This is a genomic window from Bacteroidota bacterium, assembly GCA_016718825.1.
Taxonomy (GTDB): domain Bacteria; phylum Bacteroidota; class Bacteroidia; order J057; family JADKCL01; genus JADKCL01.
The window spans coordinates 53,532-80,346 of the sequence record JADKCL010000028.1 but is presented as its reverse complement, the minus strand read 5'-3'; the positions used below and the strand labels follow the sequence as shown (position 1 = coordinate 80,346).

Genomic DNA, 26,815 nt, shown 5'->3' with positions numbered 1-26,815 from the left:
CGCCGGAGGCGGACCTTTGGCGGTTCACTGGTGACCGGAAAAAAGATTCGTAACGATCGTTTTTTCTGACAGTAACCTGCCCAAGGGTCCGCCTTCGGCGGATGACAGGGCAGCAGAGATATCTTCAGCGTCAAAGACGCTAAAATCCCGACGACCTCGTCGTCATCCACCGTAGGTGGACCTTTGGCGGTTCCTTGGTGACAGGAAAAGATTCGTGACGATCGTTTTTTCTGAAAGTAACCTGCCCAAAGGTCCGCCTTGCGGCGGATGACAGGGCAGCAGTGATATCTTCAGCGTCGAAGACGCTAAAATCCCGACGACCTCGTCGTCATCCACCGGAGGTGGACCTTTGGCGGTTCATTTGGGAAAGGAAAAATGTTTTACTGCTATCGTTTTCTCTGAAAGTAACCTGCCCAAAGGTCCATTTGGAAAAGGAAAAATGTTTTACTGCTATCGTTTTCTCTGAAAGTAACCTGCCTAAAGGTCCGCCTTGCGGCGGATGACAGGGCAGCAGTGATATCTTCAGCGTCAAAGACGCTAAATTTTCAACGACCTCGTCGTCATCCACCGGAGGTGGACCTTTGGCGGTTCATTTGGGAAAGGAAAAATGTTTTACTGCTATCGTTTTCTCTGAAAGTAACCTGCCCAAAGGTCCGCCTTGCGGCGGATGACAGGGCAGCAGTGATATCTTCAGCGTCAAAGACGCTAAACAAGACGACCTCGTCGTCATCCGCCGCAGGCGGACCTTTGGCGGTTCATTTGGGAAAGGAAAAATGTTTTACTGCTATCGTTTTCTCTGACAGTAACCTGCCCAAAGGTCCGCCTTGCGGCGGATGACAGGGCAGCAGAGATAAAATGAGCGTCAAAGACGCTATTTATAAGACGACCTCATCGTCATCCGCCGCAGGCGGACCTTTGGCTTCATGGGACAGGAAAATGTTTCACTTTTTCTGACAGTAACCTGCCCAGGTCCGCCTTGGCGGACAGGGCGAAAATGAGCGCCAAAGACGCTATTTAGACGACCTCCCGCCCCCCGCCGCGGCGCCTGGCTCCTGGGACCGGAAAGTCCCGCTCCCCCCCCGCCCGGCGGGCGCGAAAATGAGCGTCAAAGACGCTATTTATAAGACGACCTCGTCGTCATCCGCCGCAGGCGGACCTTTGGCGGTTCATGGGCAAATCACAAACGAATTTCCGTCTCCGCAATCGTCAGGTAACCGACGAACCCACCTCAGATCGCATTCATCCCATCGCCTTAAATTCCGCCTCCACGCTCCGCTCTGAGCAGGCTCCGGCGGGCGGTCGATCGGCATTTGGCCGGAGGCCAATGCCTCATCAATAAAGGCCACTGCCTCAGCCTGGCCGGTATCGCGGCCCAACCCAAAACAGGTACGCCAGCACCAACACCCGGTTCGCATAACCTGCGAGGGCGACCACGCCTTTAGGCACAGAGGTCGGTGGCGGAACATCTGGTCCCATCGGGATGCCTGCTTTTTTGAATCCAGCGATCATCACGCCCATTGCTGCGCCCATGAGGACGACGCTGATCCAGGTCGCGTGGGAGGCGGAAATGAGGAGCGTGGATGCGTCGGCATAGGCTGGCAGGTCGACCAAATAATAACCCAAAATCACGGCTGCGATGGGCAAGGAGGGCACGCCGAGCATGAAGGATGTCCCATGGAGCTTGTGCTTGATGTCAAACAATCCGCCCATGATTTCGCCGATGCCGGAAAGGAACAGGAAGAAAACACCGACCTTGGATCCTAAGCTGCCTGTTTGCCCCCAAAGAAGGACGGCAAGCAAGATGGAACTCGCACCCCAGAACAGGAAAAAGCTTGTGATCAGCCATTTGTGTTTACCGAGGGCATATTCGCTGATCATGCGCCAACTTGGGCCGAATTCCGGGCTGAGAAAGTGCAGGGCGAGCAGACAGAGCAGCGCGAGCATGGCCGCAGCCACCACGGATATTGCGATGTATTCCATGTCTTCAGGCCTTGATGTTTGGCAACAGGTCCGCCAATTGTTCGAAACATTGGGTGATGCCTTCTTCGAAGCCCATTTCGATGATGGCTTGCATGTCGGCTTCGGTGGGGTGATAACTCATCATTTCCACCCTTGTGCCGGTGGCTGTCGGGATGAAGCTCGTGGTGCCATTGCCGAGCGGCATTTCGGGTGAAAGCACGCCGTCCTCGCCGCAGAATCCGTCTTCGAAATCGTAATGGTGGTGCCGTGTGATCCCCACGTAATTCATTCTTCCCCAATGCTTTTCACCTTCCGGGCTTACCATGGCATAGAGCCAATGTCCGCCGACGGAGAAGTCCATGTGTTTGGTTTCGGCGCGCCACGGCGAGGGTCCCCACCATTGGTCCAACAGCGCTGCCTCGGTGAATGCGCGCCAAACCTTTTCGACGGGCGCTGCAAATTCGCGGATGACGTTGATTGATTTTGCGGGGAAATCCCTGACGATTTCTGTCTTGTTGCTGCTCATTTTCTATTGCTTTTAAAGGGTGGATAACAATTGATCTAATTGGTCGAAGCGGGTATCCCACAGTTTGCGGAACTGCTCGGCATAATCGGATACTTCCTTCATTTTGACGGGGTTGAAGTGGTAATAAATCTCCCTTCCTGCCTGCTGTTGCCGTAGGATATCGCATTCGGTGAGGATGCGCAAATGCTTGGACACGGCCTGCCTGCTGGTCTGAAAATTGTCTGCGATGGCATTGGGCGTCATTGCTTGGAATGCGATCAAAGCAATGATGGCGCGCCTCGTGGGGTCGGCTATCGCTTGGAATACATCTCTTCTACTTTCCATAAGCAACCATTTGGATGCAAATATATAAGCAATCATTTGGTTGCGCAATGGCCGGGAAGATTTTTTTTCGGGAGATTATCCGTTCGTCACGCCAATCGGAATCCATACCGCGTCTATCGATGGAGGGGATCAAGCGGAGAAAATCCATTGCGCGGATCCACCTTATTATACATGCGTTTCCGCTATCCGTGTCGTTGAAGCCAACGGTAGATTGCCAACGGCCCAACGCACATCAATTCTGCATTCTTTCAATCACCTTGCTGGTTTCATTGCCTTCTTCGCCATTCGGTCCTTGAATCATGTAGTCAAAAATATCATCCGCATCGCCTGTGACGGCGGCTCCGGCCTTGAGGTCGGCAATGTAGTATGGATCGTTGCTGAGCGTACCTTTGATTTCATCGTTTTTCCATTCGATCACTTCCACCCACATCCATTCTACGCCTCCTTCATCGGTTTCGAAGGGCAGTTTGACGAGGAGCACCTCCTGCGGACGGAGGCCCTTGTTAAATCTCTCCTGGATTTTGGGCAATTCCGCCTTTGCGCGGTCACTTGCTGCCTGCAATTCGGCGTTGTCGCTATCGGTGTTGATGAGGGTGTCCGTAGCACCAAATATCCCGGTGACAAGGTCATTTTGATATTCTTGCTGATTGGAATATTTCGCGTCATAGGAATACAATTCAAGCAAGGGACCGGGAGAATCACCTTCTTCCTTCTCTGCAAACCGAATGTAGGCGATGCCTTTTCCGGAGGCCATGTCGTTGATTTCAGCGCGCATCTGATTGCGAACGAGTGTGTCCTTAAGGGATTCGATGTCCAAATTCAGGGCACCCGGGGATGGGATATTGCTATTTTCAGCCAGCGTTTGTGCCATCAGGTTGATGAGACTGCTGAGCTGATTTTGTGCGGAACAAACGGCATTGTTGATCACAATATTCGGCAGCCCAAATTTTTCCATCCCGATGCTCACGATACGGCAAAAGCCATCTTCTTCGCGGTAGGCATGTTGCACGACATGGAAGGGAATTTGCGGCATTTCTGCAGTCCACGGCTGTAATTTCCGCTCGGTCCACGTCATCGGGCTGTCATATTCCCTGCAGGATTCGTCAAAAATGACCAGTGATTTTCCTTGCGCATAGTCCGCCATGAATTTACAGAAACGGCGGTTGAGCTGCCATCGATCGGCGCGGGGCCCAACAAGCGCAAGGGAGACGCATTCGCGCGACTTTGAAAGGGCTTGCTGCTGTGCAAGGTCCAGTCGCGCCGCTGCATAGGAGAGAAATTCGACATCTCCCGGTGGCAGGTCCTTCTGGGCATCGGGAAAATATGCAAACAACCTCCCACCCTGCCCGATGTCTTCCGGGATCGAATCCCAGATCGGCAAATCCGCAAATGCTGCTTGGAAAGCCTTCATCAGGTCCGTCGTGTCAATACTTCCTTCGAGCGTGAAAAAATCGAATACGGTCATGAACGTCGAGTCGGCCAAATCACCCTGCGGAAGGGTAGCGAGGTCGACGGATTCTACATTCTTCGCAGTTTCTTTGCAACCATAGTTCGCAAGGCAAATCCAACAAAGGGCAGCCAAGCTGAGCATAAAAGATCTTCTTAGTGAACGTGTAGCCATGTTTTTCAAGGGTTTGATGTGAAGTTACAATTTAATGGTTTGAAAACACAGGATTTATGCGCTGCCAACTCTTGGAACGCTCCCATTGGATCGAATTCGGATTTACTGTTTCGTTCGGAGGTGTGAGAATTTTTGGGCAGCTTAGGCGCAGCTGTTTTGCCTTTTGTTGCCCGCGTAAGGTGACCTAATCCAACCAAAACGAAGCTTTCCATTTTCTGCACCTTCCATTTTGGAGTCCGGCGGCTGAAGCGGGCCGGCAATTAGCTTCGCTGATCTGAAGATTCATCCATTTATTGAGCCACGAATACGTTGGTACTGAAATTCATCTCATTAAGCTTGATATGAATTTCAGAACAAGCCCCCCCGCGGCCCCCCCCGCCCCCCCCGCCCGCGGGGGGGCGGCGTGATCGTGGCGGTAAGGTTAATGCATCAATTACCGTTAGATTCATTCAACCTAGCCTCACCGAAAGTCCGGAACTGGGTCGACCCCAGTTCACGGAAAAACCCTCCCAAAAGGGAAGACTAGTTTGGGCGATTTGATTCCACCTAAGTTTCACGGCTTAGCCTTACCCTGGTGGAGAACCATAGATCAAACTTGGCCGCAGGATCAATGTCAATTCTCAGCGCACGATCAACTTGGTTGTCCCCATTCCCGGCACGCGCGGCTGCGACTGTACCGCGCCACGCCATCCGCGAAGGCGTCGGCAGTCCCAGTCCGTTTGCGTGGAGGTCGCCTGTCTGACGTCGATCCGTTGACCGATGGCATTGAGGATTTCCAGTTGGATGGGCTGCGTGAGTGAATTGGGGAAGATGACGATAAGACGGTCCTGGGCTGGATTCGGATAGACGGTGAAGGCCGCTGCAAGCGGTTCGGCAGCAACTACCGTACCGTATTTCGCGAAAGCAAAGGCGGTATTGTCGCATTGGAATTCGCTGAAGCTGCCGAAAGGCAAGGTACCGTTGATCAAGGTGTTGGATACGGTGTTGTAAATCCGTGTTTCAAAGTTGTTGGTGGAATCGCCCGCCAGGAAGATGAAGCTGCCGGTGGCGTTGTCAAAGCAGGATGTGCCCGAAACATAGGTTTCCAAGCCCGGGAAACTCATTTCCAAACTCAGGTTACCTGTCAAGCGATCGACCACGTCAATCTCGGCGTTGCGCTGCGGCAAGTTGAAGTCATCAAAGGCCAATGCGTACAAAATGTCGTTTTGGTTGTCGAATTCGAGGTCGAGCACCACCCTCACACCGGCATTGAATACCACTTTGCTGCTCGAAAACTGTGGCGCACGTGTAGGAACGCTGTAGAGGCAGAGGCCAAGCGCACTGTCGATCCCGAGAAAATAGTAGGTTCCGGTGTTGGAGTCATAGGCACTCGCATCGGATAAAACCCCTTCGTTGTTGGGAATGGTGCCGATCGTTGATTCTGTCCCGTTGAGGATGTTGTATTCCAAAAATTCCAACTGCGAACCGATATAGATCCCATTGGTATCGTACAGCGCATTGGGCAGCACGCCGAAGATTTTTCCATTGGCCATGTCGATTTCTGCGCTTGTGGAGAGTTCGACGGGCGAAAGCGTTTGAACCGTATCCGGTGAAAAGCCGATACTTACCAGATTGCTGGGGGCCTTGAAGTAATACCTGCCGGCATAGGCATCATGGACGGAACTACCTGAAACTGCACCATTGGCAGTGGTTGGCACGGCATTCAGAACATTCCCCGAGACGGCGTCCCAGCGTGCAACGTCGATGGTACCGAAGCCCGGATCGTAGTGTAGCCCGATCAATTTGATTTGCGCAGATGAACTCGTGGCAACAGCAAGCAAGAAGAGTAGAAAGTAGAATTGCTTTTTCATACTGGAGGTCGAGAAACGCTTTCGATAGATAGGCTTAACTGGCTCACGTGAAAGATTGTTTCGGGGAAATGGGAGATCGCGAGGGATGAATTGCGCCAGGAATTGGAGTTCCTTCGGTGTTTTGGGGCGGTGATGCGGCCTTGGTGAGTGGCCAAACAGGAGGCCTCTCAGCATTGGCAACTGTGAATGCGTGAAGAACTGAAATACCGCCTCCACGCTTCGCTCTGAGCAGGCTCCGGGGAGTGGTCGATCGGCGTGTGGCCGGAGGCCACCGCCTCCGACGCCTCCCCTATCAAAAAAAGTTGTATCTTTGCGGGTCGGATCATGAGGAGGTCACCCTATTGGTTACCAAATTGGTTCGATTGGGATCGGCATTTCCGGTCCGGAATTGTATGAAACGGAATATAATGTTGATGTTGTTGCTGTTGGTGCTGAGCGCGGGCGCGCAGGCTCAATTGCAGCAAATGAAGGGCAAAACCGAGTATCCATTTTGGCTCTATTTGCCTGCAGACTCCATCGTAAAGGCCAAACCGCCTGTGATGATCTTCCTTCATGGCCGCAGCCTGTCAGGCACGGACTTGGAACTCGTAAAACGCTATGGTGTGATCACGGAAATCACCCGCGGACGTAAAATTCCTGCGATTGTCTTTGCGCCGCAGGTGAAACCGGGTTCGGCCTGGGATCCGGACAAAATCCTGAAGGTGCTCGACTGGGTACAAAGCAATTACAATACCGACAGCAGCCGCGTATATGTCGTAGGCATGAGCCTCGGCGGCTACGGCACGCTGCATTTCGCGGGCAAGTACCCCGAACGTGTGACGGCAGCCGTTGCTTTGTGCGGCGGTGGCAATCCGAGTGACGGTTGCAACCTGGCACAATTGCCATTGTGGATTCAGCATGGCAAGTTGGACAATGCAGTGCCGATTTCGGAGTCGGAGAAGATGGTTAAAGCCATCACGGCCTGCAATGGCGGCATGAATTTGACCTACAAAGTCTATGACAATTGGGGTCATAGCCAACTCGCAAGCGTGATGAGCAGCGATGGTATGTACGAATGGCTGTTCAAGCAGGTCAAAAAGCCCTGCGTGAAGCCGGCAACGCCCGCGGCACCTGTTGCGCCTTCGGCGCCGATGGGACAAGCGAATTGAGAGTGAGTGTTAGAGTGAATGTGTGAGAGAATGCAAAAAGTTCGATTTGGGAATGTCCAAATCGGACTTTTTGTTTTTGGGTGGGTTGAGCGTGGGGATGGATGAGCATAGATGTCTGAAATCCAAGGATTTCCCAACCTAGTTTGTCGCCTCACCCCCGGCCCCTCTCCACGAATTTTCCTTGCGGAAAATGTCGTGGAGAGGGGGCGGTTGCGCTGGATTTTCGTGGAAAATCATTTGGCTTGGCTCCTCGCTCTGCGGTTGAATTCGCGATTGTGCAGCGCAACTGCATTCGCCTGCTCAATCTCCCTGTCCTATTAGCGACAAAAATCAATTTTTCAAATTATCCACATTCTAAGATAAATGACTACATTCATCGCTGCATCTTGCGGGATCGTCCTTTGGGGGGCTTGCAGGGTGTTTTTTGGGTGAATTTGCTTGTCGAATCGGCCTTTTGGGATTCACAGGTGTCGGTAGAAAATTGGAATAGGAAGGGATAGTCATGGAAAAAATGCTTACGCGCTTTGTCTTATCGCTCGTTTTTGTTGCTTTGGGCTGCCTGGCATGGGCGCAACCAACGATTTCTTGTCCGGGGGTGAATGCGGGACCGAATCAGGCGGTGACTTGCGCCAACAACTGCGCGAACCTGAACGCGGTACCGGTGTCCGGCTTTGCGCCGACGACCTATAATGCACAGCAGATTCCGTACACACCTTATTCTTATACCACGGGTACGCCGATCATCGTCAACATTGATGACCGTTGGTCCAATATCATCAACCTACCCTTCAACTTCTGCTTTTATGGCAACATGTACAATCAGTGCGTGATCGGGTCGAATGGGGTCGTTTCGTTCAACCTTGGTTATGCAAACGGTTTTAACCAATGGGTTATCGGTTCCGGCATCCCGGGAAATACCGACGTGCTCAACAGTATTTGCGGCCCTTTTCACGATACGGATCCCAGCGTTGGCGGTACGATTTATTGGCAGGTGTACGGGACTGCGCCTTGCCGGGTCTTGGTGGTTTCCTTCAACCAGATCCCGATGTATGATTGCAACAACCTGATCGCCAGACAACAAACAGTCATCTACGAAACAACCAATATCATTGAAACCTATATTGCCAACAAACCTACTTGTAGTTCGTGGAACGGTGGTTATGCGATTCATGGCATCCAAAATGCCGCTGGCACAGCCGCAACGGTTGTACCCGGACGCAATTTTCCATCGGTATGGAGCACGAGCAACAATGCGTGGAGATTCGTTCCCGCGGGTCCACAAAACTATGTCACACAATGGTTCCAAGTTGGCAATCCCGTCGCTATCGCAACAGGAAATGCCACAACCGTTTGCCCGAGTTCGACGCAGAGTTACTACGCACAGGTCACCTATACGAATTGCGACAATTCGACCGTGGTAGTGCGCGACACCTTGCAGGTGAGCATTCCTAACGGCATTACGGCGATCAATCCGGTTGTGAATCAGATCAATTGTACGTCACTTGGCAACATCAGCCTGACGCCTCAAGGTGGCACTCCGGGATATACCTACACTTGGTCACCGAGTTTTGGCAACGTGAGCAGCATCAGCAATCTGTCTGCGGGCACGTATAGCGTAACGGTAACGGATGCAGCGGGATGTACTTTTCCTCAGACGTTTACGATCAATCCCTATACGCCTCCGGTAGCATCCATCAGCAATTCGCTCAATATTTCCTGCAATGGAGCCAACGACGGTTCGGCCACGGCAACGGTCGCCGGCGGAATCCCGAACTACAGTTATGCCTGGAGCACGATTCCGGTGCAAACGACGGCCACAGCAACGGGGCTCGGCGTGGGCACTTTTACCGTAACCGTGACCGATGGCGCGGGCTGTACTTCGACGGCGAGCGTGACCATTACGCAACCTACTCCGCTGGTTTTGACGCTCAACTATCAGCAAAATGTCAGTTGTAATGGCGCAGCGGATGGTTGTCTTGGCGTTTCAGCAAGCGGAGGAAGTGGCAATTATTCCTTTCTCTGGAGCAATGGTTCGACGAATGACACGATTTGCAGCCTCCCTCCGGGAAACTACACGGTGACCCTGACCGACACCACGCAGCGCAACTTGACGACAACCGCACTGTGTACGGCCACCATTTCCGGAACCATCAGCCAACCGAGTCCGCTGACTGCTACTTATAATGTGGTGGATGTGCTTTGCAATGGCGATACCACGGGCTGCATCACCGCGAATGTCAGCGGTGGAAACGGAAATTACCATTATCTCTGGAGCACCGGCGATACGCTCGCCAATATTTGCGGACTTTCGGCGGGTACGTATACGATCACGGTGACGGATACCTCTTCCGTGATTGGCCAAGGAACCGGTCCGGTCGTCCTTTTTAACGAGACCTTCGACGGAGCCTTGACTTGGACATTGAATGTGCCAACAGGTGTCAATGGTTTGGACCCGAACTTCTGGGTGATCAATGACAACGAAGGTGGGGTGATTCCGCCCGGTTGTGGGGTCGCGACGAATGGCAATAAAACCTTGCATATCACGAGTGTATTTTTCCCTGCGGGCGGAGCTGCCTACGATGCAGGCGGACTTTGCGGCATTTTGTTTTGCCCCGAAACCAACATGCGTGCCGAGTCCCCGGCCTTCAGCACTTTGGGTCAGAATAACTTGACGCTCAGCTATGATTTTATCTCGATGGGCGATGGTTTGCTCGACAACGCCTCGGTCTGGTACAATGCCGGATTGGGTTGGACGATGCTGACGCCATCGATCAAAAGCATCAATTGTCTCAGCGGCCAAGGCCAATGGACCAACAATACCGTTGCCCTCCCTCCTGCTTGTTGGAATGTTCCTGCACTTCAAATCGGATTCAACTGGACCAACAACGACGATGGTATTGGCACCGATCCTTCGGTAGCCTTGAATGATGTACGTGTGACGGGACCTGGATCGTTGACAGTCGGCCCGGTTCTTTGCCAACGGATCGACACCATTGTGGTTGCCGAACCCAGTCCTGTGGTATTGGGAATCACCGGTTACGATGTCAGCTGCTTTGGCGGCAATGACGGTTCGGCAGTGGTGACGCATACCGGCGGCACACCTGGCTACACCGTTACGTGGAGCAACAGCATGACGGGCGACAGCATCTCTGGCTTGACAGCAGGCACTTATGTTGCGACTGTCGTAGACAACAACGGCTGCACCGATACCATCAGCGTGACTTTGACGCAGCCGGCTGCGATTGTGACCAACACTTCGATGACTGTTGTGAGCTGCAACGGTGGCTCGGATGGTTGCGCGATTGTAACCGCATCGGGGGGCCCAAGTGGCAATTTCATTTACCAATGGAGCAATGGCGGCAGCAACGACACCATTTGCGGATTGGCTGCGGGTACCTATTATGTGACGGTCACGGACACCACGGGCGGCAGCAGCGTGCAGAATGTCACCGTGTACAACGAAACATTTGATCCTGCGCCAGCATGGACGCTCAACGTTCCAACAGGTGTCAATGGGACCGATCCTAACTTCTGGGTGATCAACGACAACGAAGGCGGGGTGATTCCTCCGGGTTGCGGCGTGGCAAGCAACGGCAACAATTCGCTGCATATCACGAGTGTATTTTTCCCTGGCGGCGGTGCTGCCTATGATGCTGGCGGATTGTGCGGCATTCTCTTTTGCCCTGAAACGAATATGCGTGCCGAATCTCCAGTGATCAATACGACGGGATTCAGCAACTTGACCCTGACCTTTGATTTCATCTCAATGGGCGATGCCCTGATCGACAATGCCTCGGTTTGGTACAACGACGGCTTCGGATGGACGCAACTCAGCCCATCCATCAAGTCGGTCAACTGCCTCAGCGGCCAAGGACAGTGGACGGCGGCTTCGTTTGTCTTGCCTCCGAATACCTGGAACATCCCCAACCTGCGCATCGGATTTAACTGGACCAACAACGATGACGGCGTAGGCACCGATCCCTCCGTGGCGATCAACAATGTCCTCATCACATCGACGACGACGCTCACAGGCAATGCAAGTTGCTCCGTGGTCGACAGCATCACCGTGATTGAACCCACACCTGTGGCAATTGCTTTCACCCAGACCAATTCTTACTGTGGACAGCCCAACGGTACAGCCACTGCAACGGGTTCGGGTGGCAATGGCGGTTATTCCTATGTCTGGAACACCTCACCTGCGCAGGCAACTGCAACGGCAACGGGGCTCTTGCCTGGCACATATACCGTCACCGTTACCGACCTGTTGGGTTGTACGGCGGTGGACAGCATCACGATCCAATCCAATCCTGCACCCGTCATTTCCTTGCCTTCGATCACCAATGTTTCCTGTTTCCAAGGCAACGACGGCGCTGCAACGGCGACTACGACGCTGGGGACGGCACCGATTACGATCAGTTGGGGCACCACGCCCGTGCAAACGGGCACTAGCGTATCGGGCTTGAGCGCAGGCACCTATTGGGCGTGGGCGACAGACAGCGCCGGCTGCGTGGATTCGATCCAATTTACGATTACACACCCGACATTGCTCGTGGCAACGGTCACCACCGTCGGCGCGATTTGCGGATTGCCCAACGGCAGCGCAACCGCAAGCGGCAATGGCGGCACGCCTCCATATTCCTACACCTGGAGCAACGGGCAAACGGGTCCGAATGCGACTGGACTCGGCGGCGGCAGTTATATTGTCACCGTCACGGACGACAACGGCTGCCAAAGGGTCTCCAACTTTTTCATTTTCCAAGCTGGAAGTCCTTCCTTGACGCTCAGTGGCCTCAATATGGTGACCTGCTTCGGCGGCAACGATGGCGGGGCATCGGTCACAACTTCCGGCGGCGTCGGACCCTACACCTATGCTTGGAGCACCACGCCGACCCAAACGACGGCCAATGCCTTGAACTTGAGCGCCGGCACATATACCGTGACGGTCACAGACCAAAACGGCTGCCGCGACAACCTTACAGTGACGATTACGGAGCCTTCCCAATTGGCAGGAACCGTGGTAACTACGCCCAACGGCTGTAATTTGACCATTCCCAACGGAACGGCAGGTGTCGTCGCCTCTGGCGGAACGCCGCCTTACTCCTATCAGTGGAATTCGGTGCCGGTACAAAATGGTTCTTATGCCACGGGGCTTGCACCCGGCAATTACAGTGTTACCGTAAGCGATGCGCGCGGTTGTATCTTGGTTTTGCCAGCCACGGTGGGTCAGATTCCGGTGCCGGTGGTGACAGCAGGACCTGATGTCACCGTTTGCGAAGGTGAAGGTGGCACGATCATTTTTGCAACACCTTCTTCAGGAACGCCGACCTATTATTACAACTGGTGGTGCGCCAATCCGCCTTGCGGCTTGGATTCCGTGTTTGACAATGATCCGAATGCCAATCCGACGGCTTCACAATGGTACTACGTGCAGGTGACTGACGTGAATGGCTGCTACAGCAATATCGATTCGTTGTTTGTGACGGTATTGCCCAAGCCGATCGTGGATGCAGGTCCTGACATCGTGCTCTGCGGAGATGCGGCGCCTTGCGAAATTTTGACGCCGACGATCACGGGCGCAACTGGCCCCTATACCTATCTCTGGATTCCGAGTACGGGATTGAACAATGCGACGATCATGAATCCTTGCGCAAGGCCCGATACCACCACGATTTACACGCTGTTGGTGACGGCTGGCAACGGATGTACGAGCGATTATACGACGACGGATACACTGTCGACAGTGACCGTATTTGTGAATCCGGTCCCAATTGCGAATGCAGGACCTGACCGTCATATCTGTTTCGGGGATTCGGTGCAAATGCAAGGCACAGCTTCGGGCGCGGGTCCGGTTTATGCCTTCGAATGGACACCTGGCGATGGCTTGAGCGATAGTTTGGTGGCAAGTCCCTTTGCTTCGCCGGCTTTAACGACAGATTATACTTTGGTGGTCTGGAGCAATGGTTGCCCAAGCTACGGTGACACGGCGCGGGTGAACGTACACACCTTGCCCACTGTCGATGCGGGTTGGGACCGTGAAATTTGTCCGGGGGATTCGATTTTGCTCGATGCGATGGCGAGTGGCGATTCGACGGCAGGCTATACTTTCCATTGGTGGCCCAATGCAGGAATCGGCGGAAGTGCAGATGTGGAGGATCCGACGGTGGGGCCAACGCAGACGACCACTTATTATGTCACGGCAACAAGTAGCTGGGGCTGTGGAAGTGCAATGGATTCAGCCCTGGTGACCGTGAAACCGGCACCGTGGGCGGAGGCCGGACCCAATTTGACGGTTTGCCCCGGGGATTCGATCCAGTTGTTGGCGAGCTATTCCTATACCACGAATGACACTGCGCCGACCAGTCAGATTTACTTCAGTTGGACGCCCGGCGCGACCATGAGCGATACAACGGAACTGAACCCTTGGGTTTGGCCTTCGGTTTCGACTTGGTATACCTTGGACATTCGTTACAACACTTGCCGCACGGAAGATTCCGTGCTCGTGACCGTGGGTCCGCAGGCGTTTTCGCAGGTATTGCCCGATACGACGGTGATTTGTGCGCTGGATTCGGTCCTTTTGGATGCCTCCGCGAGCTTTGGAAACCAATTCCACTGGATACCCTCCGCTGGCCTGAGCGATCCCAATTCGTTGACGCCGATGGCCTCTCCGGGGACGACCACGACTTATTCGCTGGTGATTGGCGACGGATTCTGCAACGACACCTCCGAATTCACCTTATCTGTATTGCCTTCACCGACTGCGGATTACATCAGTTCGTCACCTTTTGGCTGTGCGCCGCATGAGATGCACTTCACGCAGGTTTCCAGCGGTAGCATTGCCTACGTTTGGGATTTTGGGGACGGCAGTCCGGTGGAAAACCTTCCGCAGCCGAGCCATACCTATACGACGGCAGGCAGCTACACGGTCACCCTGACTGCGGTGGCACCGGGCGGATGCAGCGACGAAATTCAAACAATTCAGGTAGAGGTGACCGAATTTGCTGTCGCCGCCTTCAGCAGCAATCCGGACTTCCCTGTTCAGATGACCTTGCCGAGCACCACAGTGCAATTCCAGGATGAAAGCATCAATGCAACCACTTGGTATTGGGACTTCGGCGACGGGATGACGAGTACGGAAACCGATCCTACGCATACCTATTCGGCTCCTGGAGAGTACTTTGTGACGCTGATGGTTGGCAACGTGAATGGTTGCGTCGGCGAGGTTACCCACGGTCCTTACGTCGTGGTGATTCCTGATTTGTTCATTCCGAATGTCTTCAGCCCCAATGGCGATGGCATCAACGACCTGTTCCAACCACAATACTCAGGTGATCAACCGTTTACCTGCCTTGTGTTTGACCGTTGGGGTGTGAAGCTTTGGGAAACCGTGAACAAGACTGCGGGTTGGAGCGGCAAAAATGCCAATGAGGAAGACGTGGTCGAAGGTGTTTATTTCTACATTGCCAAGGTCGGCAACCGCGAGTTTGTCGGCGAAGTTACCTTGGTGAGATAAGTGTATTGGCATCAAAAACGCACTTGGGCTCCAACAGGGCTCAGGTGCGTTTTTCTTTTGGGCAAATGCGCGAACGGTTCCTAGGCTTGCATGAACCATCCAAATTGGCGCTTGAACTGCAAGGATTCCCCTTTGGGATTGCTTAAATTACAGGTTGAATTGTTAGTTGAATTGATCTGAATCGGTATGCACTACGGCAAAATATTTAGTCCCCGAAACTTGGCCTTGTTGATTGCATTTTCCATTGGGATGACGGGAAAGGCACAGTTGACGACGGTTCCAAGCGCCAACGCGACACAATTGGTGAATACGTTGGTCGGTCCCGGGGTCACGGCATTCAACGCCACCATGATCTCACCGGCCAATGCCGCAGGAACATTCAACGGAACGGCCTCCAACATTGGCTTGCCCAGCGGGGTATTGTTGACTTCGGGTGACGTGGCCAATGCACCCGGTCCTAACATCAGCGGGGGAATTTCGACCTCGCATAGTGCCCCGGGCGACGCCCAATTGAACGCACTGACAACGCCGTTTTTGACCGAAGACGCCTGCATTCTTGAATTTGACTTGATTGCAACCTGTGATACGATTCAGATCTCTTATGTTTTTGGCTCTGATGAATACGATGAATTCGTTTGTTCGGACTTCACGGACGTTTTCGCCTTTTTCATTTCCGGCCCCGGCATTGTCGGAACGCAAAACATTGCGGTGATTCCCGGAACAGCAACCCCGATCGCCATTAATACCGTGAATATTGGCGCAGTGGGCGCATTTTCAGGTTTTCCACTCCCTTCCAACTGCAATACCGGCAATTCAGCTTATTTTACGACCAACAATACCGGCGCCACAGTGGAATATGACGGGTTTACGATTCCGCTGATTGCAAAATCTCCCGTGATCCCATGCAGCACTTACCACATCAAATTGGCGATTGCCGATGCCGGAGATGATGCCTTGGATTCAGGTGTGTTTCTCGAGGAAGGTGGCATTCGCTGTGCGTCGACCTTTTTCAGTGTTGAGCCTGCTGTCAACAGTCCAAACTCCAATTTTGCAGTCGAAGGTTGCGTAAATGGTGGATTTACCTTCCTCCGGGATGGTGACTCTACGCAGGCACTTACGATGAGTTATACCGTAGGTGGTACGGCTACACCGGGTGCTGACTATCCTGCATTGCCGGGTTCGGTGACTTTCCCTGCCAATGGATCTACGGTATTTGTACCGATTTCGGCAGTTTCTGATGGTCTTGCCGAAGGTCCTGAAACGATTTTCATCATTTTGAGTGATACTGTTTGCGGCCTTGTGGTTTCGGATACTGCAACCTTGATCATCGATGATGAAATCATGGTCAATGCCGGCCCGGACCAAACCATTTGTCTCGGAGATGGCGCGCAGTTGGGCGACACAACCGTTCCCTTTGTTTCTTATACCTGGACTCCCGGTACAGGCCTCAACAACCCCAACATCTCCGATCCGTCGGCCAATCCATCGACTCCGGGTGTGTACACCTATATCGTGAACGGCATCGATACCAACCAATGTACCGGTGCTGACACGATGCAATTGACGGTTACGCAATTGCCGAACGCCAACTTCACCGCACCAGTGAATATCTGTGTAGGCCTCAATGGTTCCGTCACTTACACGGGCAACGCGCCGGGAAATGCGACTTATACCTGGAATTTTGGAGGTGCAACGGTGGTTTCCGGCAGCGGACAAGGCCCTTATCAAGTCAACTGGGCCTCTTCAGGTCAGGTCTATATCACGCTGCAAGTTGGAGACAACGGTTGCATTTCGGAGTTGGACAGCTTCCTGGTGAATGTCACCGTCCCTCCTACTTTGACGCTTGCAGGATCCAATGTCCTTTGCTTTGGCCAACCTGAAGGTGCGGTTACTTCTTCGCTTGTCAACGGAACGCCCGGTTTCAGCTACCTGTGGAGCAATGGCGCGGTGACTCCGAATTTGAACGGTGTTGTAGCCGGGACTTATACGGTGACCGTTACCGATGGCGTGGGTTGTACGGACGTCGCTAGCGTGACACTCACACAACCCACCGCATTGACCAATAGCCTGACATTCAGCCCCATTCTTTGCAATGGCGGCACGGGTTTGGTGACCGCCAATCCGGCTGGCGGATCGGGTTCCTATACCTATCTGTGGAGCAACGGCGCTACCTCTTCTGCCATTTCCCCACCGGCAGGAACCTATACGGTCACCGTCACCGATGCGAATTCGGGTTTAAATCCTTGCACGATTTCGAATACCATCACTTTGCAAGAGCCCGCTCCGATGCTCGTTCAAATTGCAACCACGATCGCAAGCTGTGGACAGAACAACGGTACGGCCAATGCCCTGCCACAAGGTGGAACTACACCCTATTCCTACGCTTGGAGCACCGGCGCCACGACGCCTTTCATCAGCAACCTCGGCCCCGGACAAATTACGGTCACGGTCACCGATGCCAACGGATGTACCGTGGTCAAGACGGAAACGATTGTACAGACGCCTTTGCCCGTGGTGACTGCCGGACCGGATGCGAGCTTCTGCGAGGGCGAAGGTGGGGTCGGAATCCTGGCAACGGGCACCAATGGTCAACCTGCCTACTCTTATACATGGTGGTGTGGCACAACCATTTGCGGCTTGGATTCGCTGTTTGACAATGATCCCCTTGCCAATCCCGGCAGCAGCCAATGGTATTACGTCCAAATCACCGATGCCAATGGCTGTCAGAGCAATATCGACTCGTTGTTTGTGACGGTATTGCCCAAACCTTTGGTCAATGCTGGACCTGACATTTACCTCTGCGGCGACAGTGCACCTTGCCAAATCCTGAATCCGACCATCACCAATGCTCCCGGTCCTTATGTTTACAATTGGATTCCGGGGACAGGTTTGAACAGTTCGACGATAGAGAACCCTTGCGCAAGACCCGATTCTACGACGATTTATGCGCTTGTGGTCACGGCAGGAAATGGTTGCACGAGTGACTATACCACAACCGATACGGTTTCCACCGTCGTGGTCAATGTAAATCCAATTCCAGTGGCAGATGCAGGTCCCGATTTGGACATCTGCTTGGGCGACAGCGCCCAACTTCAAGGCTTGGGCTACAATGCCGGTCCGGCCTATCAATTTGAGTGGTCGCCGACGACGGGTTTGAGCACGAGCACCGATCCAAACCCAATGGCCTCACCTCCGATCACCACGATCTATACCTTGGTGGTTTACAGCAACAATTGCCCAAGTTATGGCGACTCCGTCACGGTGAACGTGCATACGCAACCTACGGTGGATGCGGGTTGGGATCGTGAGATTTGCCTGGGCGAATCCGTGCAATTGGATGCATTTGCCAGCGGCGACAGCACGGCGAGCTACACCTTTGTCTGGAGTCCCAATACTGGTTTTGTCGGTTCCAATACGGTCGAGGATCCGACGGTGCGCCCTGACAGCACGACACTTTATTATGTGCAAGCGATCAGCAGCTACGGTTGCGGCAACAGCTTGGATTCCATGCTGGTAACGGTCAAATCGACACCGATTGCGGATGCGGGACCCAATTTGAACATCTGCGAAGGGGATTCGATCACATTGCAGTCGTCTTTTGGCTATACCTCTACATTGCCTGCTCCGGTGAATCAGGTTTACTTCTCTTGGACGCCCGGCGCCTCCATGAATGACACGACGCTGTTGCAGCCAACGGTCTGGCCTTCAGTCTCCACAGTCTATTATTTTGACGTTCGCCACTTCGATTGTCGCACGCAAGACTCCGTATTGGTGACGGTTGGCGCTGCGGTAAATGCTGTTGTCGAGGCCGATACGACGGTCATTTGCGCCAATGATTCGGTGCAACTTTTCAGCACGGGAAGCTTGGGCAATGTTTACAATTGGTCACCCGGTGCCACTTTGAATGACCCGACGGCGGCCAATCCAATGGCTGGCCCAAAAGCCACGACTACGTATTGGTTGGTGATGGGCGAAGCTGCCTGCCAAGACAGTGCTTCGATCACGGTGCAAGTATTGCCGCAACCAACGGCCGCCTATTTGAATTCGCCGACGGTTGGCTGTGCGCCGCATTCGGTTTCATTTTCGCAAAACTCGGCTGATGGTACCGCCTACATTTGGAACTTTGGTGATGGCAGCCCGGTGAGTAACCTTCCGGTGGTAAGCCATACCTATGATTTGCCAGGCTCCTACCCTGTTTCCTTGACGGTGGTTGCGCCAGGCGGATGTACTGCGACGGCGACGACTTCGATCATTGAAGTCGGAAATCCTGCAATCGCGGACTTCACTGCAAATCCTGGATTTCCAGTGCAAATGTCCCTTCCGAATACATTGGTGACGTTCACCGACAAGTCGGAGCATGCAAATTCATGGACTTGGGACTTTGGCGACGGAATTATCAGTGCAGAAACGAATCCGACTCATACTTTCAGTGCACCGGGAACGTATTTCGTGACACTTCAGGTTCAAACCGAAGAAGGCTGTTTGGCCGAGGTTACCCATGGCCCATTTGTCGTTCTGACGCCTGATCTGTTCATTCCCAACGTTTTCAGTCCCAATGGCGATGGTGTGAATGACTTTTTCGTGGTCAATTACACGGGGGATCAAGCTTTCAATTTGCAGGTTTTTGACCGCTGGGGAGTCCAATTGTACACCTCCAACAACAAGACCAAGGGCTGGGATGGCAATACTGCTGACGGCGAAGCAGTAACAGATGGTGTCTATTTCTATGTCCTCAAAGCAGGCGACCGCGAGTTTTCCGGCTCGGTCACGCTCGTGAGGTAATTGGAAACACTTGACAATAAAAAATCGGCTCCAATGGAAAACATTGGAGCCGATTCTTTTTGAGAACCCTATTTTCCGGCAGCCGGATGCGATTCGAAGGAAGCTACTTTTTCTTCGAGCAGCGTGTTCAAGCGACGCAAATAGGCATTTTCACGTTCCAAAGGGTGACTTGAAGCATACGGATCGTTGGCCTTGCCACTGGATTTGCGTGCCAAGAGCGGCTTTTCACGGTTCTCACCCAATGCTTGGCTGAGGTGAGTGAAAAAATCGTAGTCCAATGCCAGGGAAATCCTTGTCAACAATTCAGTATCAATGGATTGACGCTTGAAAATTCCATAGATATTCTGTTTCGAGGTTTCAATTCTCGCGCCCAGCTCAGTGGGACCTAAACGCATGGCTTTGGCCCTTGATTTGATCAATTCGCCAATATGAACTTGTGAAACTGAACTTTTCATCCTCCTTAGAACGTTAGGTAACCTTTCCAACCACGACGGCGTTTGGAAAACTCAAGTCTGCCCGCCTCAACATCTCGGGCTATTACGTGGTTCTAGGTAGGACAAATAGATGGAGATCTCTCCAGAGCCTCAAAGTTACGGCACGATTGTTTCCAAAAAAATCGATTCGTCAACAAATTTGAAGGGGTATTCGGAGATGACGAAAGGGATATCGTAACCTTTTGGGATGAATTCACGCTATAACGATGGGTTTGTTATCAAGACTTCAACAGAATGGGAAATACAATGGGTGAAACAGAAAAGGCTTATCAACGGGAGAAAACCAACAAATTGCTTTTGTCGATTTTGATGGATGCGATTGGGATGAGCACGTTTCTGATTCCCGGGATTGCTGAAATTGCGGACCTTGCCTGGGCTCCGATCGCTGCAGTCACCAACTTCCTCATGTTTAGAGGTACAACCGGAATCGCGGGCGGAGCTGGAACATTTCTGGAAGAACTGCTCCCTGGAACCGACTGGATTCCAAGCTTTACCATCACGTGGGGTATGAAGTACATTGTTCGCGAGAACCAAACGATGGAAGAGTTTGTCAAGCGCCATCAAAACCGCAAAACGCTCCTTGCGGATTAACGCGCCTAAACATGGTCATCGAGCAGGTGCGGGTCAAAAACACAACGTTTCCCGTCAAGCAGATGCAATTGTGATTTGAGTTCCAAACTCGTTCGCTCATTGTTGAGCTCTTCCTCGTAGCGGCCCCGAAGTTCGATCCGCTTGATGGCCTCCACAAATCGGCGCATATCTTTGGGAGATTCCAGTTTAAGGGCGGGTACTTCGGCTGGTTTGCCATCACTCCCTTTGTGAATCATGGTGAAGTACGACGTGTTGGTGTGGCGCACGATCCCATCGGCAACATTTTCGGCCGTCACGCGAATACCGACGACCATGGACGATTTGCCGACATAATTGATGGAAGCCATCAATGAAACAAGGTCCCCGACCTCGATAGGTTCCCTGAAATTGACATTTTCGACCGCGACAGTGACGCAATACCCCCCCGCATGCTTGGACGCGCATGCATAAGCGGCCTTGTCCATGAGGCTCAAGATGATCCCTCCATGGATCTTCCCCCCAAAATTGGCGTAGGAAGGAATCATGAGTTCCGTGAGGGTGACCTGGGAGGCGGATGTGGATTTTTGGGGGGGGTAGCTGAAAAGGGCCATAAAAATTGAAAAATCTAAATTTACCAATTTATGTAAGGCAATAAAATATCAAAAACAACTTTCATTGCGGACGTGGATGTATGTCAAAATGTATCTGCATCCATCCTACTAAATGAAATCGTGTCGAAAGAAAAGTGATGGTCTCCAATTGGTAAGAATCCAATTGGCAACCCTTTTGAGCCTTCCATTTCATTCTTTTGAAAGAAAGGGAATAACCAATGATTCTTGTTCAGTGAAAGTAGAATGCGATGACAATACAAATACCGGCCCAAAGACCTACAGGCATCAATAAAGCTTACAAACCTGCTTAATTCAAACATTGCAACATCACCAATAACCAATTCACCATCGATTTTAACAAAAAACAAGAACCCCTTCCACGCAATGGCGGTGGCACCATTGGTAACTTTGTATTCAAAAAATAGGCGGTCATGAAGTATCGAATCTACGTTTGGGTCATTAAAGCCCTCAATCAAAAAGTCCGAAAGCGGCAACTTAATTCGCCGGAGGCGCGAATTAATAAACGTAATACAAGGACGATGCAGGAGACGAAATCTCTTCACTATGGCGGCTAATGGAAATACCGACATTTTCATTCGAAAATCGTATAATGAATCAATGAATTCCCAGCCTAACTTTGATTTGAATCCAGGGAAACTGTTTTCATTTGGAAATCCAAATACAAACTGAACTCCTTCCTTCTTCGCCAATTCATATGTTCTCTTGGCGGTTTCAACGAACAAACCCTTCATACGATGTGAGGGAGAGGTCATTGTATCACCCGATTGCCCTATAAGCAATGATTCCCCACCAACGCGAATTAACATTGGGAATATACCATAGTACGCAGCAGGTTCACCTTCAGATGAATAGGCCAAATATCCCAAATACTCACTTCCAAAATTGGTCGTGGAATATTTTGCTTCTAGAAAAGACAAAGTTACCGACAACCCGAATGAGCTCAAGTACAATTTTTGAATATCCGCCAGCCTTTTCTTTTCGATTCGAACAAAGGTATAACCATCCATCAATTTATCATTTAATATGAAGGATCATCAGAAAGAGAATTTCTCCCAATTGAGTCCAAGTCGAACCATGTTTGATTCATGCGTTGTACTATTACTATAGCTAAATCGCTGCCTTATCCGCAAATCAGCAGGATCACTTGCCAATCGAAAATCAACTGCCAATTGGCGAGTATATCCAACATCAGCTGCAAGTCCCTTTACGTCATCCGTGTAGTCACCATCTGGATATGCAATGCTTAAAACCTCCTTCTGGAGCACGCTTTCCAATTCTTTTTTCGAATTGTCCATCTCGAGTCTAGCCAAGTCAACAGCAATACGTCCAAGATTAAAATGATAACGTGAATGCGAACCAATTTCAATAAGTTTATTCTTTCCGCAAGCACGAATTTGATCAGCATCCATAAGTTTGACTTGATCATCAAATCTCTTTATTACCTCCCCATCGCTAAACAAATCTCGAGCCAGTTGCCTTAAAGGTTCCAACCTAGAAGCCCCTTGGTCTTTGATGAAATCTGACAAGGCGATAATCGGGATCGATCTTGTGTAGTATCCATAATCCGATCGAAAAAACTCCAAGCCAAGAAAGTCAATTTTAGGAGGAGTCTTTACAGCGAATATCACATCGAGCAAATCAGCCCAGTTTACAAACAATGGATCATCGAGCGTAGCAGACAACACAAAAATTGATGCAGGAAAATTATATTTCTCAAGAAGAGGAATGGCGTATTTAAAATTATTTTCGAATCCATCATCAAAAGTAATCGCCAACTTGGCTTTGCCCCCGTCATTTTGCTTACTAGGATGCTCAAATATTTCCTTTAATGGTACTACCGTGAACCGTTTATTAAAGAAATTTAGATCCTTTTCAAACTGGGACTTCGATAAATGTCGATTGTTAATACGACGAGTAGAATCCTCCACCACTCCATGATAATTAAAAATCACATTTCGGGCACCCCTTTGCACCGACCGAAATGGAAATCCGGAATAGTAAAGCGCTGGAGCAACTATTCTTCTCTTAAAAGCTGTAACGATATTCACTAATAGAAATTTTTAGAATCCAAATTAACCGAATTCATTCTTTAAAATCAATAGAAAACAGCTCGCAACTCACGGTTCACTAGAAATTAAGTCGATCACCTTGATCGAGGCAACCAAGCAACCGCCTAGAACAGAAAATATTCCACATCCGCGAATTCCGTTGGCTGACCATTCACCATTGTATATCACTAGCCATTCGGAGGGTGATTCTTGTCCCTGTTGCCCCACCCATTTTATCAACAAGGTCTTCAATCACTAGCTGAATCCTAGCTTTTTTGGTCTTGTTCAGTATTTCGATACGTTCCTGGGTAATCTCTAATGCAAGCGATTTCTTATTAGTTACCTCCTGTTGGCTTGGCACCATCGAAGCTTGTTTCCTTCCAACACCGTCATCTTCGATCACGCATACTATCAATCCACTTTCTAAATAAAACGAAATTGTCAACCGTCCCTCTGAATTTTTGGGAGATAAGCCATGTAGAACTGCATTTTCAATAAATGGTTGCAACAACATTGGTGGAATTTTAAATTGGGAGGGGTTCATCCCTTTCATAATACTCACTTGATAGGAGAACCTCCCGTTGAGCCTAGCTGCCTGCAATTTGGTATATTCAGTGACAAACCTTATTTCTTCATCGAGGCCAATTAGCGTACTTCGAGAATGTTCCAAGATTGTTCTAATTACACGACTGAGATCTGTCAAATATTCATTATACCGGGCAAGATCCCCCACAAAAAAGTGCCCCTGCATCGAATTGAGTGCATTAAAAATGAAATGCGGGTTCATCTGAACTGACAAAAGTCTCTGTTCCGCCTCAAGTGCTCTGCGCTCCGCCTCGTTCTTCTTCTGAATTCCTGAAATTCGTGCAACCAATAGAATGATGACAACCGACAAGACTGAAAAGGGAAATATGAACAGAAACCAGCCCGTTCTCCAAAAAGGGGCACTAACGATGATGCCAAGTTCAGCACTTGATCTACTCCAACCGCCCTTACGCGTGTTGGCTTGAACTTCAAAACGATAAGTTCCCGGCTCAACATTGGGATACTCAACAAAATCCCTTGAGGTATATGTCCAATTGGTGTCGAGCCCAACCATCCTGTAGCGGTACCGAACATCACCAAGGCTATTGAAGGAAGTCCCGATGAATCCAATCCCTATTGCATTTTGATGATAGGGCAGAATAACCTCGCTTTCAACCCGCCGATCACTTGCATCGACAGACAAACGATTGATTCTAGGAGACGGAGCAAATGCATGTCGGTCAAACAGGGAGTCATGAAACACCACTACTCCAGAACTAGTTGCTGCCCAAATTGTATTTCCAATTCGAAGCAAATCACTAACCCTAGCTTGCGCTAGGCCATCTTCCTTACCCACCCAGTCCAATTGCCAGTCACCTTTCGCCTGAGACCTTAAAACACGAAGCACCCCATTATTCGTCCCTGCATAAACAGACCCGGATCCAGAAAATACAATGGAATTTATCGTTGTATTCGGTGAATAAGGGTCTGACATCATTGCGAAATCCCCCATTTGATCGATACGAACCAACCCCCTTCCAGCAGTACCGATCCATAATGCCCCCGTCGAATCAAATCTAAGGCAGGTAATCCTCAACCCTTCAATGGGACTGAGGATTTGCTTCGGAACTTCTGAATCCTTGTTATCGATCTCGAAAATTCCTCCAGCGGTTGCCGCCCATACCTTTCCTGAAGGAGTATACGCCAAATCGAAACATCGAGCTCGAAGTGCCGGAACTTGCATCGAAGGCAATTCCATTTCCCACGAATTCAACAAATCCATCTCAAAGCTCTTCCAACCAAACGTATAGCAAATACAGTCCTGAAAGATGGAGTGCCGCAACATCCGACGAATATTTGCCTTCGTCAGTTTCAATACATTATTTCTGAATAACAAATAGGCCCCATCTTGGGACAAAATCACCAGTTGATTTCCTCCATTAGCAACAATTTGGTTTATTCGAGCCTCGTGCCCATCTTGATTCCGGACTTCGAAAATGAATTGCTCCGCCCCACTCTGTACATCAATTGAAGTTACCCTCCCGTTCTGATCTCCAGCATATATGATATTTTCATTGAATTTGGTTAGGCAGGTTATCTCTTTTTGTTCACATGACTCAATATTCACATTTGATCGAATAGAAGTGTTCGGGGAATAATAAATTCCCTTATTGGATGTGAACCAAACACCGCCTTCATGATCGATGATTGTTCCACTGATATGGTGTCCAACCAAATATTTATCCCAAGATGGAACTTCAGCAGATTTTCTGTATGCCCCATTCGTTGTTGAAACCCAATAATTTCCACTTTTATCAACAAAAATATTGATAATCACACCATTCTCTGAGACTTCTTCGAATTGAAAATTCCTCTCTTTCTTATTTGCCGAGTACAATTCTAATCGGTTTCCATTGCCGATCAAGAATCGACCTTTTGGCAGGGCTGCAACCCGCGGTGGATAAAAATAAACGGAATCACCAAATGAAATGGTGGTAACGGTATGGCTGCCAAATATCGCCAATTTATGAGGTGAAAATATTGCTTGCACTTTTCGATCCTGGCTCTCCATTATCGAGTAAATTGCTCCACCTTCAAATTTCGCCATTTCAGTTACGCCATTCGAGCGATCTATTCGATAAAGAAATCCACTCTTGGAGCCTAGATACACATTGCCGAAATGGTCTTCGTACGCGGCGGAAAGAAAGTTTCCTGGCTTTATCAACTTCAGAAACCCTGTGTTATTCGGATTGAATATAGCACCCTTAAAATAGAAGCAGGGTATCCCTGAATACGTCAAAAACCAAATCCGCTCGTAGGAATCTTGCCATATCGAGAACACCTCGTTGTCCGTAAGGCCGTCATTTACACTGAAATTCTGAAACCGTATTCCATCAAACCGTGAAACTCCGTTGTCACTTGCAAACCAAAGATACTTCTCTGAGTCTTCAAAAGCCCCGAAAATATTGTTGCTTGGCAGGCCATCAAGCTCATTGAAGTGAATATAACATGGTGAAAACGATGTTGGCAATGCTTGCCCGTAAACAACCTCAACTAGAAAGATCGAAATTATCAAGACAATAAATTTCAGAACGCACCATTGAGGGAGACAACGCAATGCATTTACAAACAAGCATTTACAACAGATTCTAATCATTGATATGTAACGACTATCTTGAGTTTAGCATCGAAGATCGGAAATATAAGAGTATATCTGTTCATGAACTTCAAATTTTCCGCATTTAGCCTAGAGGCTCTCAAACTCTTACGAATTGTTCAATAGAATTCAATATCTTCAATCCTGAATGAAATAAAAGTCCCTAAGAC

At 50.6% G+C, this 26,815-nt stretch carries 14 protein-coding genes; 4 read left to right on the top strand and 10 right to left on the bottom strand.

Features of this window, described 5'->3' with window-relative positions; translation table 11 throughout:
- Nucleotides 1-1,350: 1,350 nt before the first annotated feature.
- The 5 genes from IPN95_23090 to IPN95_23070 form a co-directional block, all read right to left on the bottom strand.
- Nucleotides 1,351-1,980, bottom strand: coding sequence for a DUF998 domain-containing protein (locus IPN95_23090; protein MBK9452253.1), 630 nt, complete (start codon nucleotides 1,978-1,980; stop codon nucleotides 1,351-1,353).
- 4 nt (nucleotides 1,981-1,984) lie between these two features.
- Nucleotides 1,985-2,485, bottom strand: a complete 501-nt coding sequence (locus tag IPN95_23085; protein ID MBK9452252.1) for an SRPBCC domain-containing protein — start codon at nucleotides 2,483-2,485, stop codon at nucleotides 1,985-1,987.
- A gap of 12 nt (nucleotides 2,486-2,497) precedes the next feature.
- Nucleotides 2,498-2,809, bottom strand: a complete 312-nt coding sequence (locus IPN95_23080; GenBank protein ID MBK9452251.1) for a winged helix-turn-helix transcriptional regulator — start codon at nucleotides 2,807-2,809, stop codon at nucleotides 2,498-2,500.
- Between the two features lie 232 nt (nucleotides 2,810-3,041).
- Nucleotides 3,042-4,400, bottom strand: coding sequence for a DUF2314 domain-containing protein (locus IPN95_23075; GenBank protein MBK9452250.1), 1,359 nt, complete (start codon nucleotides 4,398-4,400; stop codon nucleotides 3,042-3,044).
- Between the two features lie 650 nt (nucleotides 4,401-5,050).
- Nucleotides 5,051-6,280, bottom strand: coding sequence for a T9SS type A sorting domain-containing protein (locus tag IPN95_23070; protein ID MBK9452249.1), 1,230 nt, complete (start codon nucleotides 6,278-6,280; stop codon nucleotides 5,051-5,053).
- A gap of 392 nt (nucleotides 6,281-6,672) precedes the next feature.
- Between IPN95_23070 and IPN95_23065 the strand changes: the two genes are divergently transcribed.
- The 3 genes from IPN95_23065 to IPN95_23055 all read left to right on the top strand — a co-directional run bounded on the left by IPN95_23065 (nucleotide 6,673) and on the right by IPN95_23055 (nucleotide 19,720).
- Nucleotides 6,673-7,428 carry a prolyl oligopeptidase family serine peptidase gene (locus IPN95_23065; GenBank protein ID MBK9452248.1) on the top strand — a complete coding sequence of 252 codons (756 nt, stop codon included), beginning with the start codon at nucleotides 6,673-6,675 and terminating at the stop codon, nucleotides 7,426-7,428.
- A gap of 502 nt (nucleotides 7,429-7,930) precedes the next feature.
- On the top strand, nucleotides 7,931-14,938 hold the full coding sequence (locus tag IPN95_23060; protein ID MBK9452247.1) for a gliding motility-associated C-terminal domain-containing protein: 7,008 nt from the start codon (nucleotides 7,931-7,933) through the stop codon (nucleotides 14,936-14,938).
- A 249-nt stretch (nucleotides 14,939-15,187) separates the two neighbouring features.
- Nucleotides 15,188-19,720: a choice-of-anchor L domain-containing protein gene (locus IPN95_23055; GenBank protein ID MBK9452246.1), complete on the top strand. Its 4,533-nt coding sequence runs from the start codon at nucleotides 15,188-15,190 to the stop codon at nucleotides 19,718-19,720.
- 68 nt (nucleotides 19,721-19,788) lie between these two features.
- Here IPN95_23055 and IPN95_23050 read toward each other — a convergent pair whose 3' ends face one another.
- Complete coding sequence (locus tag IPN95_23050) at nucleotides 19,789-20,175, bottom strand: hypothetical protein (GenBank protein ID MBK9452245.1); 387 nt, start codon at nucleotides 20,173-20,175, stop codon at nucleotides 19,789-19,791.
- 285 nt (nucleotides 20,176-20,460) lie between these two features.
- On the opposite strand from IPN95_23050, the gene IPN95_23045 reads away from it, so the two are divergent.
- Nucleotides 20,461-20,805, top strand: coding sequence for a hypothetical protein (locus IPN95_23045; protein MBK9452244.1), 345 nt, complete (start codon nucleotides 20,461-20,463; stop codon nucleotides 20,803-20,805).
- A 5-nt stretch (nucleotides 20,806-20,810) separates the two neighbouring features.
- On the opposite strand, the gene IPN95_23040 is transcribed toward IPN95_23045, so the two are convergent.
- The 4 genes from IPN95_23040 to IPN95_23025 all read right to left on the bottom strand — a co-directional run bounded on the left by IPN95_23040 (nucleotide 20,811) and on the right by IPN95_23025 (nucleotide 26,564).
- Complete coding sequence (locus IPN95_23040) at nucleotides 20,811-21,395, bottom strand: acyl-CoA thioesterase (protein MBK9452243.1); 585 nt, start codon at nucleotides 21,393-21,395, stop codon at nucleotides 20,811-20,813.
- A gap of 83 nt (nucleotides 21,396-21,478) precedes the next feature.
- The gene (locus IPN95_23035; protein MBK9452242.1) at nucleotides 21,479-22,423 is read right to left on the bottom strand and encodes a GNAT family N-acetyltransferase; all 945 of its coding nucleotides are present in this window, start codon (nucleotides 22,421-22,423) and stop codon (nucleotides 21,479-21,481) included.
- A gap of 27 nt (nucleotides 22,424-22,450) precedes the next feature.
- Nucleotides 22,451-23,464: a polysaccharide deacetylase family protein gene (locus IPN95_23030; GenBank protein ID MBK9452241.1), complete on the bottom strand. Its 1,014-nt coding sequence runs from the start codon at nucleotides 23,462-23,464 to the stop codon at nucleotides 22,451-22,453.
- 172 nt (nucleotides 23,465-23,636) lie between these two features.
- On the bottom strand, nucleotides 23,637-26,564 hold the full coding sequence (locus tag IPN95_23025) for a histidine kinase (GenBank protein ID MBK9452240.1): 2,928 nt from the start codon (nucleotides 26,562-26,564) through the stop codon (nucleotides 23,637-23,639).
- Nucleotides 26,565-26,815: the final 251 nt, after the last annotated feature.

Excerpts from the sequence above, each read along its gene's own strand:
- IPN95_23090 (MBK9452253.1), bottom strand. The coding sequence starts at position 1,980 with ATGGAATACATCGCAATATCCGTGGTGGCTGCGGCCATGCTCGCGCTG.
- IPN95_23085 (MBK9452252.1), bottom strand. The coding sequence starts at position 2,485 with ATGAGCAGCAACAAGACAGAAATCGTCAGGGATTTCCCCGCAAAATCA.
- IPN95_23080 (MBK9452251.1), bottom strand. The coding sequence starts at position 2,809 with ATGGAAAGTAGAAGAGATGTATTCCAAGCGATAGCCGACCCCACGAGG.
- IPN95_23075 (MBK9452250.1), bottom strand. The coding sequence starts at position 4,400 with ATGCTCAGCTTGGCTGCCCTTTGTTGGATTTGCCTTGCGAACTATGGT.
- IPN95_23070 (MBK9452249.1), bottom strand. The coding sequence starts at position 6,280 with ATGAAAAAGCAATTCTACTTTCTACTCTTCTTGCTTGCTGTTGCCACG.
- IPN95_23065 (MBK9452248.1), top strand. The coding sequence starts at position 6,673 with ATGAAACGGAATATAATGTTGATGTTGTTGCTGTTGGTGCTGAGCGCG.
- IPN95_23060 (MBK9452247.1), top strand. The coding sequence starts at position 7,931 with ATGGAAAAAATGCTTACGCGCTTTGTCTTATCGCTCGTTTTTGTTGCT.
- IPN95_23055 (MBK9452246.1), top strand. The coding sequence starts at position 15,188 with ATGACGGGAAAGGCACAGTTGACGACGGTTCCAAGCGCCAACGCGACA.
- IPN95_23050 (MBK9452245.1), bottom strand. The coding sequence starts at position 20,175 with ATGAAAAGTTCAGTTTCACAAGTTCATATTGGCGAATTGATCAAATCA.
- IPN95_23045 (MBK9452244.1), top strand. The coding sequence starts at position 20,461 with ATGGGTGAAACAGAAAAGGCTTATCAACGGGAGAAAACCAACAAATTG.
- IPN95_23040 (MBK9452243.1), bottom strand. The coding sequence starts at position 21,395 with ATGGCCCTTTTCAGCTACCCCCCCCAAAAATCCACATCCGCCTCCCAG.
- IPN95_23035 (MBK9452242.1), bottom strand. The coding sequence starts at position 22,423 with ATGGATGGTTATACCTTTGTTCGAATCGAAAAGAAAAGGCTGGCGGAT.